The organism is Streptomyces sp. GESEQ-4, assembly GCF_017948455.1.
Taxonomy (GTDB): Bacteria; Actinomycetota; Actinomycetes; order Streptomycetales; family Streptomycetaceae; genus Streptomyces.
In genome coordinates, this window is sequence record NZ_JAFFSU010000021.1 from 78,596 (window position 1) to 95,087 (window position 16,492).

14 protein-coding genes are annotated in these 16,492 nt (G+C 71.7%); 11 read left to right on the forward strand and 3 right to left on the reverse strand.

The features are described 5' to 3' along the window. The first annotated feature begins 45 nt into the window (after window positions 1-45). From KCH48_RS31655 to KCH48_RS31665, 3 genes are all read left to right on the forward strand, one after another. Window positions 46-894 (forward strand): GNAT family N-acetyltransferase, encoded by an 849-nt coding sequence (locus KCH48_RS31655; RefSeq protein WP_210578956.1) that lies wholly within the window; start codon window positions 46-48, stop codon window positions 892-894. Between the two features lie 36 nt (window positions 895-930). Further along, entirely contained in the window at window positions 931-1,497 is a 567-nt protein-coding gene (locus KCH48_RS31660; protein WP_210578958.1) for a GNAT family N-acetyltransferase, read from the forward strand. Between the two features lie 72 nt (window positions 1,498-1,569). After that, a complete protein-coding gene (locus KCH48_RS31665; protein ID WP_210578972.1) occupies window positions 1,570-3,273 on the forward strand; it encodes a proline--tRNA ligase in 1,704 nt (567 codons plus the stop codon). 148 nt (window positions 3,274-3,421) lie between these two features. Here the strand turns inward: KCH48_RS31665 and KCH48_RS31670 are convergent, their stop codons facing one another. From KCH48_RS31670 to KCH48_RS31680, 3 genes are read right to left on the reverse strand one after another with little or no spacing between them, the layout of a single operon-like run. Further along, on the reverse strand, window positions 3,422-4,312 hold the full coding sequence (locus KCH48_RS31670) for an aminoglycoside phosphotransferase family protein (RefSeq protein ID WP_210578975.1): 891 nt from the start codon (window positions 4,310-4,312) through the stop codon (window positions 3,422-3,424). Between the two features lie 30 nt (window positions 4,313-4,342). Next, window positions 4,343-4,804 carry a ferritin-like domain-containing protein gene (locus KCH48_RS31675; protein WP_210578978.1) on the reverse strand — a complete coding sequence of 154 codons (462 nt, stop codon included), beginning with the start codon at window positions 4,802-4,804 and terminating at the stop codon, window positions 4,343-4,345. After that, window positions 4,801-5,310 carry a hypothetical protein gene (locus KCH48_RS31680; protein WP_210578979.1) on the reverse strand — a complete coding sequence of 170 codons (510 nt, stop codon included), beginning with the start codon at window positions 5,308-5,310 and terminating at the stop codon, window positions 4,801-4,803. The genes KCH48_RS31675 and KCH48_RS31680 overlap by 4 nt, the downstream gene beginning before the upstream one ends. 196 nt (window positions 5,311-5,506) lie before the next feature. Here KCH48_RS31680 and rimP point away from each other — a divergent pair, with 196 nt between their 5' ends. From rimP to KCH48_RS31720, 8 genes are all read left to right on the forward strand, one after another. Beyond that, window positions 5,507-6,019 carry a ribosome maturation factor RimP gene (gene rimP / locus KCH48_RS31685; protein WP_210578992.1) on the forward strand — a complete coding sequence of 171 codons (513 nt, stop codon included), beginning with the start codon at window positions 5,507-5,509 and terminating at the stop codon, window positions 6,017-6,019. A gap of 2 nt (window positions 6,020-6,021) precedes the next feature. Then, window positions 6,022-7,020 carry a transcription termination factor NusA gene (gene nusA, locus KCH48_RS31690; protein WP_210578995.1) on the forward strand — a complete coding sequence of 333 codons (999 nt, stop codon included), beginning with the start codon at window positions 6,022-6,024 and terminating at the stop codon, window positions 7,018-7,020. A 101-nt stretch (window positions 7,021-7,121) separates the two neighbouring features. Beyond that, window positions 7,122-7,433, forward strand: a complete 312-nt coding sequence (locus KCH48_RS31695; protein WP_210578998.1) for a YlxR family protein — start codon at window positions 7,122-7,124, stop codon at window positions 7,431-7,433. 147 nt (window positions 7,434-7,580) lie between these two features. Next, window positions 7,581-10,706, forward strand: a complete 3,126-nt coding sequence (infB, locus tag KCH48_RS31700) for a translation initiation factor IF-2 (protein WP_210578999.1) — start codon at window positions 7,581-7,583, stop codon at window positions 10,704-10,706. Between the two features lie 267 nt (window positions 10,707-10,973). Next, entirely contained in the window at window positions 10,974-11,267 is a 294-nt protein-coding gene (locus KCH48_RS31705) for a DUF503 domain-containing protein (protein WP_210579001.1), read from the forward strand. 39 nt (window positions 11,268-11,306) lie between these two features. Beyond that, the gene (gene rbfA, locus KCH48_RS31710) at window positions 11,307-11,753 is read left to right on the forward strand and encodes a 30S ribosome-binding factor RbfA (RefSeq protein ID WP_210579003.1); all 447 of its coding nucleotides are present in this window, start codon (window positions 11,307-11,309) and stop codon (window positions 11,751-11,753) included. Next, complete coding sequence (gene truB, locus KCH48_RS31715; RefSeq protein ID WP_210579014.1) at window positions 11,750-12,655, forward strand: tRNA pseudouridine(55) synthase TruB; 906 nt, start codon at window positions 11,750-11,752, stop codon at window positions 12,653-12,655. Before rbfA ends, truB begins: the two co-directional genes overlap by 4 nt. A gap of 269 nt (window positions 12,656-12,924) precedes the next feature. Beyond that, a complete protein-coding gene (locus KCH48_RS31720) occupies window positions 12,925-16,404 on the forward strand; it encodes a trypsin-like peptidase domain-containing protein (protein WP_210579017.1) in 3,480 nt (1,159 codons plus the stop codon). The last annotated feature ends 88 nt before the right edge of the window (window positions 16,405-16,492 follow it).

Consider the following 16,492-nt stretch of genomic DNA (forward strand, 5'->3'; position numbering starts at 1 on the left):
GGTACAGTGCGGAGATCTGCAGACTTCAGGGTGAGGGCCCCGCACGTGTTGACCCAGACCACCTCCCGGGTTCTCGAACCGAGTGACCTGGACGCCGCGCTCGCCGTTCTCGACCGCGAGCCGGTCGCGAACGCCTTCGTGGCATCCCGGGTGCATATCGCGGGCCTGGACCCGTGGCGGCTCGGCGGCGAGATGTGGGGCTGGTACGAGGACGGCATGCTGACGTCCCTCTGCTACGCGGGCGCCAACCTCGTCCCGATCTGCGCGACACCGAGGGCCGTACGGGCCTTCGCGGACCGGGCGCGCAGGGCCGGCCGCCGCTGCTCCTCCATCGTCGGCCCCGCCGAGGCCACCGCCCAGCTGTGGCGCCTGCTCGAACCGAGCTGGGGTCCGGCCCGCGAGGTCCGCTCCCACCAGCCCCTCATGGTCACCGACCACCTCCCCGCCGACATCCCCCCGGATCCGTACGTCCGCCGCATCCGCAAGGACGAGATGGACACGATCATGCCGGCGTGCGTGGCGATGTTCACCGAGGAGGTCGGCATCTCGCCCATGGCCGGCGACGGCGGTCTCCTCTACCAGGCCCGGGTCGCCGAACTCGTCGGCGCCGGCCGCTCCTTCGCCCGCCTCGGCCCCGACGGCAAGGTCGTCTTCAAGGCGGAGATCGGCGCCGCGACGGACCGCGCCTGCCAGATCCAGGGCGTATGGGTGGCCCCCGAGTACCGGGGGAGGGGCATCGCGGCCCCGGGCATGGCGGCGGTACTGCGCTACGCCCTGGCGGACGTGGCCCCGGTCGCCAGCCTCTACGTCAACGACTTCAACACGGCGGCGAGAAGGACGTACAAGCGCGTGGGCTTCCGGGAAGTCGGGGCGTTCATGAGCGTGCTCTTCTGAAACCGACCCCCCGAACCCCCCTGTAGTCTCCCCGACATGCTGCGTTTTCCCGGTCACGGCCACCGCCACCCCGAAGACATCGTGATCGGACCCCTGGATCTCCCCGCCCGGATCGACGAGGCGCTCGCAGTCCAAGCAGTGGCGTTCGGACTCGGTTCCGACGAGGTCGCCGTACGCCGCCAGATCGTCCTGCGGCACATGACCTACCCAGGGGCAAGGGCGTTCGGCGCCACCGCGGCGGATCGTCTCGTCGGGTTCGTCTACGGCATGCCCAACGACCGCTCCCACTGGTGGTCCACGGTCGTCGAGCCGTACCTCCGCGCCCAGGGCCACGCCGACTGGCTCGACGACTCCTTCGTGATCACCGAGCTGCATGTCCACCCGCGCTACCAGAACCGCGGCATCGGCCGCTCCCTGATCACCACGATCACGGACACCGCCGACGAACCCCGCTCGATCCTCTCCGCGATCGACACCGACAGCCCGGCCCGCGGCCTCTACCACTCCCTCGGCTACCAGGACCTGGCCCGCCAGGTCCTCTTCCCCAGCGCCCCGAAGCCGTACGCCGTGATGGGCGCCCAGCTCCCCCTCCGCCGCCGTTAACCGATTTCCACCGCCCCGCACCGCCCGGCTAACCTCCTGCCATCACCCTTACGCAGCAGGAGTACGAGACACATGGCGAACGCACCGGTCCAGCGCATGTCCCAGTTGATGGCGAAGACGCTGCGCGACGACCCGGCAGACGCCGAGGTCCTCAGCCACAAACTGCTCGTCCGCGCCGGCTATGTCCGCCGTACCGCCGCCGGCATCTGGTCCTGGCTGCCCCTCGGCAAGAAGGTCCTCGCCAACATCGAGCGCATCGTCCGCGAGGAGATGGACGCGATCGGCGCCCAGGAGGTACTGCTCCCCGCCCTGCTGCCGCGTGAGCCGTACGACGCGACGGGCCGCTGGGACGAGTACGGCCCCGAGCTGTTCCGCCTCCAGGACCGCAAGGGCGGCGACTACCTCCTCGGCCCCACCCACGAGGAGATCTTCACCCTGCTGGTGAAGGACCAGGCGTCCTCCTACAAGGACCTGCCGGTGATCCTCTACCAGATCCAGCACAAGTACCGTGACGAGGCCCGCCCCCGCGCCGGCATCCTGCGGGGCCGTGAGTTCCTGATGAAGGACTCGTACTCCTTCGACACGGACGACGAGGGCCTCGCCCAGTCGTACGCCCTGCACCGCCAGGCGTATCAGAGGGTGTTCGAGCGTCTCGGCCTCGACTACCGCATCTGCGCCGCCACCGCCGGCGCGATGGGCGGCTCGAAGTCGGAGGAGTTCCTCGCCCCCGCCGAGGCCGGCGAGGACACCTTCGCGGACTGCCCGAACTGCGACTTCGCGGCCAACACCGAGGCGATCACGTACGAGCTGAAGCCGGTGGACGCCGACGGTGTGCCCGCCCTCGAAGAGATCCCCACCCCGGACACCCCGACCATCGAGACCCTCGCCGCGCACCTCGGCGTCCCGGCCTCCGCCACCCTGAAGAACCTGCTCGTGAAGGTCGGCGGCGAGATCGTCGCCGTCGGTGTCCCGGGTGACCGTGAGGTCGACATGGGCAAGGTCGAGGCGCACTTCGCCCCGGCCGTCGTCGAGATGGTCACCGAGGCGGACTTCGCGGGCCGTCCCGACCTGGTCCGCGGGTACGTCGGCCCGCAGGGCCTGGGCGAGAAGGTCACCTACCTCGCCGACCCGCGCGTGGCCCCCGGCACGTCCTGGATCACCGGCGCCAACAAGGAGGGCACGCACGCGAAGAACGTCGTCGCGGGCCGTGACTTCGAGGTCGACACGTACGTCGACGTCGTGGTCGTCCAGGAGGGCGACCCCTGCCCGAAGTGCGGCACCGGCCTCAAGCTCGACCGCGCCATCGAGATCGGTCACATCTTCCAGCTGGGCCGCAAGTACGCGGACGCGCTGAAGCTCGACGTCCTCGGCCAGAACGGCAAGCCGGTCCGCGTGACCATGGGCTCCTACGGCATCGGCGTCTCCCGCGCGGTCGCCGCCCTCGCCGAGCAGTCCGCCGACGACAAGGGCCTGTGCTGGCCGAAGGAGGTCGCCCCGGCCGACGTGCACGTGGTCGCCGCAGGCAAGGCCCTCCAGACCGAGCTGGCCCTCGACGTCTCGACGAAGCTCGCCGCGGCCGGCCTGCGCGTCCTCGTCGACGACCGGGCGGGCGTCTCCCCGGGCGTGAAGTTCACGGACTCCGAGCTGATCGGCGTACCCCAGATCCTGGTAGCCGGCCGCCGCTCAGCCGAGGGCGTCCTCGAACTGAAGGACCGCAGGACCGGCGAACGCGAGGAACTGACGGCCGACGAGGCGATCGCCCGGCTGTCCGCGTAGAGCAACGCAACAGGCCGTTCCCCGACCATAGGGAGGGGAACGGCCCGCTGCGTTGCGGCTTTGAACTAACGACCAGGTGACGCGCCCCAAAGGGGCGCGGGGAACTGCGCGACCAGCCCCCACGCACCCGCAGCCAGAACACAACCCCTCAAAGCCACCCGGCAAATTCCAGCAACAACTCCGCATCCTTCGGCCGCCCAACCCTCAGCGCCCGCACCCCCGACTCCACCGCCCGGAACAACGTCCACCCCCGAAGCCGCTCCTGATCCACCTCAAGCGACTCCGCAAGCCGCTTGACCCGCCGACGGATCGTCGCCGCCCCCGACGGCGAGGCAATAACGTCCTCCACCCGATCCCGCACCAACCGCGCCAGATCGAACGCACACTCCCCGACCACCGGATCCGGCCCCACCGCCAACCACGGCATCCGCTCCCCGGCCAGCACCTTGCTCTGCCGGAACGTCCCATGCAGCAACCGCTCCTCGGGCGGCGCGGCCAGCAGCGACTCCCGCGCGTCGAGAGCCGCGCTCACCAGGGCCGAAAACTCCGCGGGCGCACCCCGCATCGCCACGGCCTGCCGCCCCGTCCGCTCGGCCACGGTCTCGAAGGAACGCTCACCCGGCGGCTCCACCCACAGCCGCCGCAACGTCCCCGCCGCCTCCAGCAACGCCTTCGCCTCCGGCAACGACCGCACCGACACATCCGGATGCAGCCGCTCCAGCAGGAGCGCGCCCTCGGCGGTGAACGGTTCCAGCAGTTGTACGGCGCCCAGGCCGCCCCAGTGGGCGAGTGCGGCCCGCTCGCTCTCCGGCCGTGCCCGGCGCGGGGCGAGCTTCAGCACCGCGGGCGTACCGTCCGGCAGCCGCACCAGCACGACCAGGCTGCTGCGCCCACCGGGCACCTGGACCCGCTCCACGGTCAACTCGCGTAGCTCGACGGCCTGTTGAGCCGCCTCGGGCAGCTTCTCCAGCCAGTCGTCACCTTCCGGTGCCGTCTCTCCGAACGCCCTGACCAGACGCCGCGGCGGTTCGAAAGCCATACGCGAGCCGTCCCCTTTCCTCATCCGGCGTCATGCCGTGGGCGTCGCCGACGCCGTCGCGGTGGTCCGCTCGGCGAGCCCAGGGAAGGCTACGCTCTCGCCGCGCCAGCGCACCGCCCGCACCGCCGCTTCCCGCAGGGCCTCCGCGGCCGTACGCCGCCGCGCGCCGTCGGTGGCGCGCACCAGGTCGGAGTAGACCCCGGCCACCCGGTCCTCCAGCTCCGCGGCGAGCCGGACGGCCGCCGGGGAGTCCGGCACCGCGAAGGGCAGTGCGTAGCCCGCGGCCGCGGCCACCGGCGTCCCGCCCAGGTCCCGCACCGCGCGCGCCAGCGCGTCCCGCCGGGCCCGGTGGGCGTCGTACGCCGCCCTGGCCTCCGTACGACGTCCTTCGTCGATGCGCCCGCCGACGACGCCGTAGCCGTACACGGCGGCATGCTCGGCCGCCAGTGCTGCCTGGAGCGCCTTCAGGTTCGCGTCCTTGGCCTCGCTCACTTCTCGCCCTCCGTCAGCAGATACGCGTGCGCCGCCCCGGCCGCCGCCACGGACGCCAGCAGCCGCGCCAGTTCGCCCGGCATGTCCAGCAGCGTCCGGGCCCGCTGGTCCGCGAGGGTCCGCTCGGCGGCGGCGAGTTCGGCGAGGGCGGCCTTCTCCTCGGTGGGGACGGCGGCCGGCGCGGACGCCGAGGGCGTCGGCGAAGGGGACGTGGCTCCCGTCGCCCCGAACGCCTCCGCATGCCGCAGCGTCTCCGCCCGCAGCGGTCGCAGCCGCTCCGTCAGCGCCGGATGTGCGGTGGTCACGGCGTCGTACCGCGCCACCAGCCCCTCGCTGTCACGGGCCGCACGCGCGCGTGCCCGGTCGGCGGCCGACGGGCTGCCGCCGGTGCCGCCGGCGTCGGACTCGGCCGAGCAGCCCACGAGCAGGGCGCTCCCTGCGACCGAGATGAGCAGGCTCCTTCTTCGCGGCCCGGATGGGGTGCGCGGCAGCGGGGGGTACGGCACGGCAGACGTCCTCGGGGGGGCTCGTACGAAGGGGAGGGCAGCACGCCCGTGATCACGGTACCCGCGCATACGTCCGATACCACTCACCGGCACCCGCCCGAGTTCCGGTGGACGGCAACACCCCGTGTGACCGGATACCCTTTGACCAGACACGCGACCTAACCACAACAGCACACGCGGCCGAGGAGTCACCCGGATGAGCACCACCCAGAGCGAGAGGCTGCGAGAACTGCTCGAACCGCTCGTCACCTCCCAGGGCCTGGATCTCGAAGAGATCGCAGTGGACTCGGTCGGTCGCAAGCGGGTGCTGCGCGTGGTCGTCGACTCCGACGAAGGCGCCGATCTGGACGCCGTCGCCGATGTGAGCCGTGTGCTCTCGGCGAAGCTCGACGAGACGGACGCGATGGGCCAGGGGGAGTACACCCTCGAGGTCGGAACCCCCGGTGCCGAGCGCGAGCTCACGGAACACCGCCACTATCTGCGTGCCACAGGCCGCCTCGTGAAGTTCCAGCTCGCCGAGGACGGAGAGCTGGTCGCCAGACTCCTGACCGTGGACGACGAGGGCGTGGACGTCGAAGTACCCGGTGTGAAGGGCCGCAAGGCCACCGCGCGCAGGCTCGCCTTCGCCGACATCGTCAAGGCCCGGGTGCAGGTGGAGTTCAACCGCAAGGACAACAAGGACATGAAGGAAGAAGAGGAGGAGGCGTAGCCGTGGACATCGACATGAGTGCCCTGCGGGGCTTGGTGCGGGAGAAGGAGATCTCCTTCGACCTGCTGGTCGAGGCGATCGAGTCCGCCCTCCTCATCGCCTACCACCGCACCGAGGGAAGCCGCCGCCACGCGCGCGTGCGGCTCGACCGGGAGACCGGTCATGTGACCGTGTGGGCGAAGGAGGACCCGGAGGACCTCGAAGAGGGCCAGGAGCCCCGGGAGTTCGACGACACCCCGTCCGGCTTCGGCCGTATCGCCGCCACCACCGCCAAGCAGGTCATCCTGCAGCGGCTGCGCGACGCCGAGGACGACGCCACGCTCGGCGAGTACGCGGGCCGCGAGGGCGACATCGTCACCGGCGTGGTCCAGCAGGGCCGCGACCCGAAGAACGTCCTCGTCGACATCGGCAGGCTGGAGGCCATCCTGCCGGTGCAGGAGCAGGTCCCCGGCGAGACGTATCCGCACGGGATGCGGCTGCGGTCGTACGTCGTACGCGTGGCCAAGGGCGTCCGCGGCCCCTCCGTGACTCTTTCCCGCACGCACCCCAACCTGGTGAAGAAGCTCTTCGCCATGGAGGTGCCCGAGATCGCCGACGGGTCGGTGGAGATCGCCGCCATCGCCCGCGAGGCCGGCCACCGTACGAAAATCGCCGTACGGTCCACCCGCAGCGGCCTGAACCCCAAGGGCGCCTGTATCGGCCCGATGGGCGGCCGGGTGCGCGCCGTGATGGGTGAGCTGAACGGCGAGAAGATCGACATCGTCGACTGGTCGGACGACCCGGCCGAGATGGTGGCGAACGCGCTCTCGCCGGCCCGGGTCTCCAAGGTGGAGGTCGTCGACCTCGCCGCCCGCTCCGCCCGGGTGACCGTGCCCGACTACCAGCTGTCCCTGGCGATCGGCAAGGAAGGGCAGAACGCCCGCCTCGCGGCCCGCCTCACCGGCTGGCGGATCGACATCCGTCCGGACACCGAGCAGCCGTCCGAGCAGGGCCGGGAATAGATCCAAGCCGCCCGTCGCTTAGATCACGACAGATCCATGTGAAGAACCGTTCGATTCTTGCCCCAATGGGGTGAGGTCGGCACGGGGAGGTAGACTTAAGAGTGTCTGGCCGGACGCGAGCCCGCGCATGCCCTGAACGCACCTGTGTGGGGTGCCGGAAGCGAGCGGCCAAGACTGATCTGCTGCGCATCGTGGCGATCAAGGATGCATGCGTCCCTGATCCACGCGGTACGCTGCCCGGCCGGGGTGCCTACGTTCACCCCGCCCTGGTCTGTCTCGACCTGGCGGTACGCCGCCGGGCGTTCACGCGGGCGCTGCGCGCCCCGGGAGCGCTCGACACAAAGGCGTTGCGCCACTACGTCGAGCAGACAGAAGGTTGCCAGCAGCACCTTGCTGAGCAGGCGACACCGTAAGAAGCGTCGTGCGGAACCCCCGCGCGGCCCTGGTACCCCGCGAGTTGGAAGTAGGTCGAGATTGCGATGAGCACTCGATGAGCACGCGATGAGTACGCCCATGAAGTAGCGACGGTCCGGCCGCAACCCGGACCTAAAAGGAGCGAAGTGGCTAAGGTCCGGGTATACGAACTCGCCAAGGAGTTCGGGGTGGAGAGCAAGGTCGTCATGGCCAAGCTCCAAGAACTCGGTGAATTTGTCCGATCTGCGTCCTCGACGATCGAGGCGCCCGTAGTACGCAAACTGACTGACGCGTTCCAGGCCGGTGGCAATGGCAAGTCCGCCGCCAAGCCCGGTGCCCCCAGGAAGGCTGCCCCCAGGCCCGCCGCGCCCTCTCCGGCGCAGGCGGCACGTCCGGCTGCTCCCAAGCCGCCGGCTCCCAAGCCCGCAGCGGCCGAGCAGCCCGCTGCCGAGACTCCGTCGGCGCCCGCGCCGGCCGCCGCCCCGGGTCCGCGCCCGGCGACGCCGGGCCCGAAGCCCGCGCCGCGTCCGGCCCCGGCAGCGCCCACGACCCCGGAGTTCACCGCTCCGCCGTCGGCTCCCGCCCCTTCGTCCGCGCCGCGTCCCGGTGCGCCGAAGCCCGCTGCCCGTCCGACCGGCCCCGGTGAGCGCCGCGGTGACCGCGGTGACCGTGGCGACCGTCCCGGTGGCCAGCGTCCCGGCGGCCAGGCTCCTCGTCCGGGTGGACAGGCTCCGCGTCCGGGCGCTCGTCCGGCCGGTCCCCGTCCGGGCAACAACCCCTTCACCTCCGGCGGCTCCACCGGCATGGCGCGCCCGCAGGCGCCCCGTCCGGGCGGCGCTCCGCGCCCCGGTGGTCCCGGCGGCCCGGGTGCCCCGCGTCCGCAGGGTGCCGGCCAGGGCGGTCCGCGTCCCCAGGGCGCGGCCGGCGGCGGTCCCCGTCCGCAGGCTCCGGGCGGTAACCGTCCGAGCCCGTCGGGCATGCCCCGTCCGCAGGGCGGTCCCCGTCCCGGCGGCGGCCCCGGCGGTCCGGGCGGCAACCGTCCGAACCCCGGCATGATGCCGCAGCGTCCCGCCGCGGGCCCGCGTCCCGGTGGCGGTGGCCCCGGCGGCCGCGGTCCCGGTGGCGGCGGCGGTCGTCCCGGTGGCGGTGGCGGCGGTCGTCCCGGTGGCGGCGGCGGCTTCGCCGGTCGTCCCGGCGGCGGTGGCGGTGGCGGCTTCGCCGGTCGTCCCGCAGGTCCCGGCGGTGGCGGCGGCGGCTTCGCCGGTCGTCCCGGCGGTCCCGGTGGTGGCGGCGGTGGCCGTCCCGGCTTCGGTGGCCGTCCCGGCGGTCCCGGTGGCCGTGGTGGCACGCAGGGCGCCTTCGGCCGTCCCGGCGGTCCCGCGCGTCGCGGTCGCAAGTCGAAGCGGCAGAGGCGCCAGGAGTACGAGGCCATGCAGGCCCCGTCGGTCGGCGGCGTGATGCTGCCTCGCGGCAACGGCGAGACCGTTCGCCTGTCGCGCGGTGCCTCCCTCACCGACTTCGCGGAGAAGATCAACGCCAACCCGGCGTCCCTCGTCGCGGTCATGATGAACCTCGGCGAAATGGTCACGGCCACCCAGTCCGTCTCCGACGAGACGCTGGAGCTCCTCGCCGGCGAGATGAACTACACGGTTCAGATCGTCAGCCCCGAGGAGGAGGACCGCGAGCTGCTCGAGTCCTTCGACATCGAGTTCGGCGAGGACGAGGGCGGCGAGGAAGACCTCGTCATCCGTCCGCCGGTGGTGACCGTCATGGGTCACGTCGACCACGGTAAGACCCGGCTCCTCGACGCCATCCGCAAGACGAACGTCATCGCGGGCGAGGCCGGCGGCATCACCCAGCACATCGGTGCCTACCAGGTCGCGACCGAGGTCAACGACGAAGAGCGCAAGATCACCTTCATCGACACCCCGGGTCACGAGGCGTTCACCGCCATGCGTGCCCGTGGTGCCCGGTCGACCGACATCGCCATCCTGGTCGTCGCGGCCAACGACGGTGTCATGCCGCAGACCATCGAGGCGCTCAACCACGCCAAGGCGGCCGAGGTCCCGATCGTCGTCGCGGTCAACAAGATCGACGTCGAGGGCGCCGACCCGACCAAGGTCCGCGGTCAGCTGACCGAGTACGGGCTGGTGGCCGAGGAGTACGGCGGCGAGACGATGTTCGTCGACATCTCCGCCAAGCAGGGTCTGAACATCGACTCCCTGCTGGAGGCCGTGGTCCTCACGGCCGACGCCTCGCTCGACCTGCGGGCCAACCCGAACCAGGACGCGCAGGGCATCGCGATCGAGTCCCGTCTCGACCGCGGCCGCGGTGCCGTCTCCACGGTCCTCGTCCAGCGCGGCACGCTGCGGGTCGGCGACACCATGGTGGTCGGCGACGCGTACGGCCGAGTCCGGGCGATGCACGACGACAACGGCAACAACGTCGCCGAGGCGGGTCCGTCGACGCCGGTCCAGGTCCTGGGCCTGACCAACGTCCCGGGCGCGGGCGACAACTTCCTCGTCGTCGAGGAGGACCGCACGGCCCGGCAGATCGCCGAGAAGCGTGCCGCCCGCGAGCGCAACGCGGCCTTCGCCAAGCGCACGCGCCGCGTCTCGCTCGAGGACCTGGACAAGGTGCTCAAGGCCGGCGAGGTCCAGCAGCTCAACCTCATCATCAAGGGTGACGCTTCTGGTTCCGTCGAGGCTCTCGAGTCCTCCCTGCTCCAGCTGGACGTCGGCGAAGAGGTCGACATCCGCGTCCTGCACCGCGGCGTCGGTGCGGTCACGGAGTCGGACATCGACCTGGCGATGGGCTCGGACGCCATCGTGATCGGCTTCAACGTCCGTGCGGCCGGTCGTGCCGCGCAGATGGCCGAGCGCGAGGGCGTGGACGTCCGGTACTACTCGGTCATCTACCAGGCGATCGAGGAGATCGAGGCGGCCCTCAAGGGCATGCTCAAGCCGGAGTACGAAGAGGTCGAGCTCGGTACGGCGGAGATCCGCGAGGTCTTCAAGTCGTCCAAGCTGGGCAACATCGCCGGTGTGCTCATCCGCTCCGGCGAGGTCAAGCGCAACACCAAGGCACGCCTCGTCCGCGACGGCAAGGTCATCGCGGAGAGCCTCAACATCGAGGGTCTGCGTCGCTTCAAGGACGACGTCACCGAGATCCGCGAAGGGTTCGAGGGCGGTATCAACCTCGGCAACTTCAACGACATCAAGGTCGACGACGTCATCGCGACGTACGAGATGCGGGAGAAGCCGCGGGTGTAGTGGCCAGTGGCTGACGGTGGCCGACGGGACTTGTAGCCCGTCGGCCACCGCAGTTTGCCCAAGGGGCGCGGGGAACTGCGCGACAAGCCACAGATCACCCGCACTCGCACGACAAGGCAATCCGCACGGCGACAACGCGGGAGCCGGGGCGCAGCCCCGGCAAAACCGTTTCGAGCCCCCGGCACGGGCACGGTACCGTTCTTGAAGCCCCGCCCATCAAAGCCGCGGGGCACCGATCCCGTACCGGCGGGTGAACCGGTCAAAAACATGTACGTGGGGACGCTGTCCTTCGACCTGCTCCTCGGCGACATACGGTCGCTGAAGGAGAAGCGCTCCGTAGTCCGCCCGATCGTCGCAGAGCTGCAGCGGAAGTACGCCGTGAGCGCGGCGGAGGTGGATCACATGGACCTGCATCGCAGGGCCCTCATCGGCCTCGCGATGGTGTCCGGCGACGCGGGGCATCTGACCGACGTACTGGACCGGTGCGAGCGGCTGGTCGCCGGACGCCCCGAAGTGGAACTGCTGTCGGTGAGACGGCGGATCCGCGGCGACGACGACTGACCTAGAGAACCAAGACAGGAAAGAACGGGAGACGGACCAGTGGCCGACAACGCGCGCGCCAAGAGGCTGGCGGACCTCATCCGAGAGGTGGTGGCCCAGAAGCTGCAGCGTGGGATCAAGGACCCGCGGCTCGGCTCGCACGTCACCATCACGGACACCCGGGTGACGGGCGACCTGCGGGAGGCGACCGTCTTCTACACCGTGTACGGCGACGACGAGGAGCGGGCCGCCGCCGCGGCCGGCCTGGAGAGCGCCAAGGGCGTCCTGCGCTCCGCGGTGGGTGCGGCGGCGGGCGTGAAGTTCACGCCGACCCTCGCCTTCGTCGCGGACGCTCTTCCCGACACCGCCAAGAACATCGAGGACCTCCTCGACAAGGCGCGTGCCTCCGACGAGAAGGTGCGCGAGGTGTCCGCGGGTGCCGCGTACGCCGGTGACGCGGATCCGTACAAGAAGCCGGGTGACGACGAGGACGACGCCGCCGAATGACGCAGAAGAACCGGACGCCCGACGGCCTTGTCATCGTCGACAAGCCGTCGGGCTTCACCTCGCACGACGTCGTCGCCAAGATGCGCGGCATCGCGAGGACACGACGTGTCGGTCACGCCGGCACCCTCGACCCCATGGCGACGGGCGTGCTCGTCCTCGGCGTCGAGAAGGCCACCAAGCTCCTCGGCCACCTCGCGCTGACCGAGAAGGAGTACCTCGGCACGATCCGCCTCGGGCAGACGACCCTCACCGACGACGCCGAGGGCGAGATCACGGAGTCGGTCGACGCCTCGAAGGTCACCCGCGACGCCGTCGACGCCGGGATCGCCAAGCTCAGCGGCGAGATCATGCAGGTGCCGTCCAAGGTCAGCGCCATCAAGATCGACGGCGTGCGGTCCTACAAGCGGGCCCGCGACGGCGAGGACTTCGAGATCCCGGCCAGGCCGGTCACCGTCTCGTCCTTCGCCGTGTACGACATCCGGGACGCCGTCGCCGAGGACGGCACCCCCGTGCTCGACCTGGTCGTCTCCGTGGTCTGCTCGTCCGGCACCTACATCCGGGCGCTCGCCCGTGACCTGGGCGCCGACCTGGGCGTCGGCGGACACCTCACCGCGCTGCGCCGGACGCGCGTCGGACCGTACAAACTGGACTTGGCCCGGACCCTGGACCAGCTCCAGGAGGAGCTGACCGTGATGCCGATCGCCGAGGCCGCCGCGGCGGCGTTCCCGCGCTGGGACGTGGACGCCAGGCGGGCCCGGCTGCTGATGAACGGCGTACGGCTGGAGATGCCCGACGAGTACGCGGGCAGGGGCGCCGTGGCCGTGTTCGACCCCGACGGCCAATTCCTCGCGCTTGTCGAGGAGCAGAAGGGCAAGGCGAAGAGCCTGGCCGTCTTCGGCTGAGCGGCCCCTTCGCTGAGCAGCCCTTTTCCCTTGGCTGCCCCGTGGAGCGGCGGGCACGGGGTCGTACTCTGCACGCCGCTCCACGGTCCCCCTCGGTTCCCCCACCCCTAGGGTGTATCCACCGGCCCCCTTCTATTCACCCGTCCGGGCAGGCGCTCGGAGTGAACCGAGGGAGCGGAAGGGGGCGCGTTCGCGGCGCGATCTGTCCCGCTGATCATCTTGTGCCTACGGTCGAATACGAGCACGGGTGGACGCGGGGAGGTTCGACCATGGCGGGACGGGGCCCGCGGACCGGAGGGGGACGCCGGACGCCGAGCGGCGCGGGCGACGAGGCGGGCGTGGAGCGCGTGCACGACGAAGTCCTCGTCCGCATCCACGACTTGGCGGGACGCCCGCGCGGCACCGGATTCGTCGCCGACCACCAGGGCACGGTCGTCACCAGCCACGAAGTCGTGGACGGCCTGACCCGGATCGTGGTGCACGCCCCCGACGACCGCACCTGCCTGCTGACCGCCGAATCGGTGACCCCGCTGCCCGCCTTGAACCTGGCCCTCGTCCACACCGAGGGCCTCGGCGTCGACCCGCTCCCCGTCTCGGTCCGGGACACGATCGAGACCGGTCGATACGTCCGCCTCCTCGCCGGATGCTGGCGCGAGGCCCGCGTCCTCGACGTCACCGCCGTGACGTACACGGCCACCGACCGCTTCCATCTCCTCGACGGCGCCCTGGAGTTGGCGATCGGCACCGCCGGCCGCGACGCACTCCGCCTCGGCGGCGGCGCGGCCGGGGGACCGGTCCTCGACGCCACGACCGGCGCCGTCCTCGGCGTCCTCGGCACGGCCCTCCAGTCCGGCCACCGCGACGTGGGTTTCGCAGTCCCCCTGCGCCGCACCACCGAAGGCCCACTGGCCGACCTGCTGGCCCGCAACGCGGCGACGGTCCCCGCCTACGGCCCCGACCTCAACCTGGCCGGAGCCCTGCACCTCACGGCCACCTCGCGCAGGCAGACCACCCCGCCGAGCCCGGTCGAACCGGTCGAACGGACGGCGACAGCAAGGGAGTTCGCCGCCTTCACCCAGTCATCGGCCTCCGTCCTCGCCCTCGTCGGCCCACCGGGCACCGGCCGCACGACAGAACTCGCCTCCCTGGCCACCCGCCGCCACCTGGCCCCCACCCTCTGGCTCCGAGGCGCCGACCTCCACCCCGAAGACACGTCGCTCGCAGACGCAGCCCACCGCACCCTCCAACAAGCGCCCCGAACAGCCACCCCGGACCACCTCGCCCAGGTAGCCCGCGAGGCGGACCGCCCCCTGCTCCTCCTCTTGGACGACCCGGAGCACATGCCGTCGCCCCTGGCCGACCGACTCCCCGACTGGACGGAGGGAACGGTGAGGTGGCTGCGGGAGACGGGGGCGCAGTTGGTGTTGGCGTGCAGGGAGGAGTACTGGGAGTGGGCGGGGGCCTGCTTCCCAAGAGGCGTGTTGCACAACTCAGCCCGTCCGGCGTTTGAGGACGAGGCCGAAGGCCGATCGGGGGTCCAGGGGGCGGAGCCCCCTGGCGGGGTCGAAGGGGCGGAGCCCCTTCAGGATGGGAAGGGTAGGGGCGGCGGGGGCGAGAAACCCGGACGGCCACCACAACCCCACCCGCACCTGCCCCCCTGCATCCACCTGGGCGACTTCACCGACGCCGAGGCAGCCCAAGCCCGCTCCCGCTACGCCATCCCCGAAGACACCCTCACCACCCCCGACACCCACCACCCGCTCACCCTCCGCCTCCTCTCCGAGGTCCAGTCAGCCCTCCTCGACGCCAATATCCACACCACCAACCCCCTCGACCGCAACGACGTCTTCACGGCCTACCTAGACCTGATGAGCCTCCGCATCGCCACCCGCCTCGCCACCGAGGCCAACCTGCACGGCACAGCCATCCGCAGACTCGCCGCAAAGGTCGCCGGCCGTATCCACGAAGCCGCCCGCCACAGCCTCGGCCCGGGCGGGGGCGAACTGGACAGGGAGACGTTCGAGGCCCTGTTCCCTCACGGCTCCGGCTGGGGCCCCGCCATCCTCACCGAGGGCCTCCTCATCCCCACCGGCCCGGGCTACCGCTTCGCCCACGAGGAACTCGCCGACTGGATCCAGGGCATGCACCTCGACCTGGACGAAGCCCTGCACACCCTGACCAGACACCCGCAGGACCCGCACCACCGCATCGGCCCGGTCGTCCAGTCCCTGCTCCACCTCGCCCGCCACCAGGGCGCCCCCGAACTCGCCGCCCGCCTCCAGGAGTTGGTCGACGCCCTCGACACCGACCCGCACGCCTGGTGGCCCGCCCGCCTCCTCACCGAGGTCCTGCCCCGGGTACCCGACGCGACGCCGTACACAGGTGTCCTACGGCTGCTCGCCGACCGAGTCGTCGCGTGGCGCCGGCAACACCCCACCGTTCCGGGCGACTTCGGCCCCGCCTTCTGGACCGCCCTCGCCCTGCCGGAGGTCACCCGCTTCGACCTCCTGCGCCGCCTCCTCCTCGCCGACCCCGCCCCGGACGACACCGACGGCCCCCGCTACCTCGACGCCGCCGCACACCTGCTCGCCGCCGCCCCCACCGCCGTACAACCGCATCTCACCCGCTGGTTTGACGACGAGCGCCCGCTGCCCGCCACCCCGCACGCGACCGTCGCGAAGGCGGCGCAGGCGCTGCTGCACACGCATCGGCACCGGGCCCTGGACGACCTGATGGAGGTGCTCGTGGACTGTGCGCACCGCCGCGCCGAGGAGCTGTTGGACGTGCTGGCGGAGGACGAGCCGTCGGCGGTGTGCCGGGCCGTCGACCGATGGGCGCACGACGCGCGGCCGACGCGGAGGGCCGCGGCGGCGGTGTACGGGCTGCGGGCCGCGCCCCATGTACGTACGGAGGCCGACCGAGAACTGCTCCGCTACGCCGCCCTCGCCCTGCTCGCCCACCCCGCCGACCGCACCCTGCGCGGAGGCGCGCTGGCTCTCCTCGTCCGGGATCCGCGCGCCCGGGCCCGTCATCTCCCGCTGGCGCTACGGCACTTCGCGTCCGGAGACCCGCACGTCCCGCCCAGCGCGCTGGTCGGTGCCCTCGCGACCCACCCGGATCCGGTGCTGGACGCCTTCCGGGAGCGGCTGCGGCTGCCGGGCGGCGGGGAAGCACTGCGTACGCTCGCCGACGTCACGACACCGACCTTGGCGCGCCGCGTCGCGGGCCTCGTACGGGAGGCGGTGCAGCGGCGCCCGGAGACGGCGGTGGACGTGGCGGCGTATGTCGACCGGCGGCTCGACCAGGGGCCGGTCGCCCGTTCCGTACTGTTCCCGCTGGTCACCGGTCTGCTGGACGGCGGGCCCGATCAGGTGCGGGCCGCGCTGGCCGCCGTACTGGCCGCTCGCGGTACCCCCGCCTCCCGCCCCCTGCGCCGCGAACTCCTCGACTTCCTGCTGGCCCACGAGCACTCGCCGGCCGTCCTCGATGCCCTCCTGCACGCCGCCTCCCGGCACGGCGGGCCCGACATCCGGGACCTGGTCCGCCACATTGGCCTCCTCCTCGTCCGCACCCCGGACGGCGCGGCCCGCTTCGACCGCGGCCTGGTCGACCTGGGCCGCCATGTCCCGGGCTTCGCCGCGCTGGTCGCGGGCTGGCTCACCGACGCGCCCGCGGAATGGGCGGCCGTCGTCGGCCCCAGCGCCCGCCGCATGATCGAGAACCTGGCAGGTGTCCGCGTCCCGGTGTGAGCGTGCGCCCTGTCACAGCCCAGATGCCGATGCGGGCCGGGTGGACGTGGCATGGCACCCTTAGACCTGCGTAGGAACAGGCACAGAC

Excerpts from the sequence above, each read along its gene's own strand:
- KCH48_RS31705 (WP_210579001.1), top strand. The coding sequence starts at position 10,974 with ATGTACGTGGGGACGCTGTCCTTCGACCTGCTCCTCGGCGACATACGG.
- KCH48_RS31670 (WP_210578975.1), bottom strand. The coding sequence starts at position 4,312 with ATGGCTTTCGAACCGCCGCGGCGTCTGGTCAGGGCGTTCGGAGAGACG.
- rimP (WP_210578992.1), top strand. The coding sequence starts at position 5,507 with ATGAGCACCACCCAGAGCGAGAGGCTGCGAGAACTGCTCGAACCGCTC.
- KCH48_RS31660 (WP_210578958.1), top strand. The coding sequence starts at position 931 with ATGCTGCGTTTTCCCGGTCACGGCCACCGCCACCCCGAAGACATCGTG.
- truB (WP_210579014.1), top strand. The coding sequence starts at position 11,750 with ATGACGCAGAAGAACCGGACGCCCGACGGCCTTGTCATCGTCGACAAG.
- KCH48_RS31720 (WP_210579017.1), top strand. The coding sequence starts at position 12,925 with ATGGCGGGACGGGGCCCGCGGACCGGAGGGGGACGCCGGACGCCGAGC.
- KCH48_RS31665 (WP_210578972.1), top strand. The coding sequence starts at position 1,570 with ATGGCGAACGCACCGGTCCAGCGCATGTCCCAGTTGATGGCGAAGACG.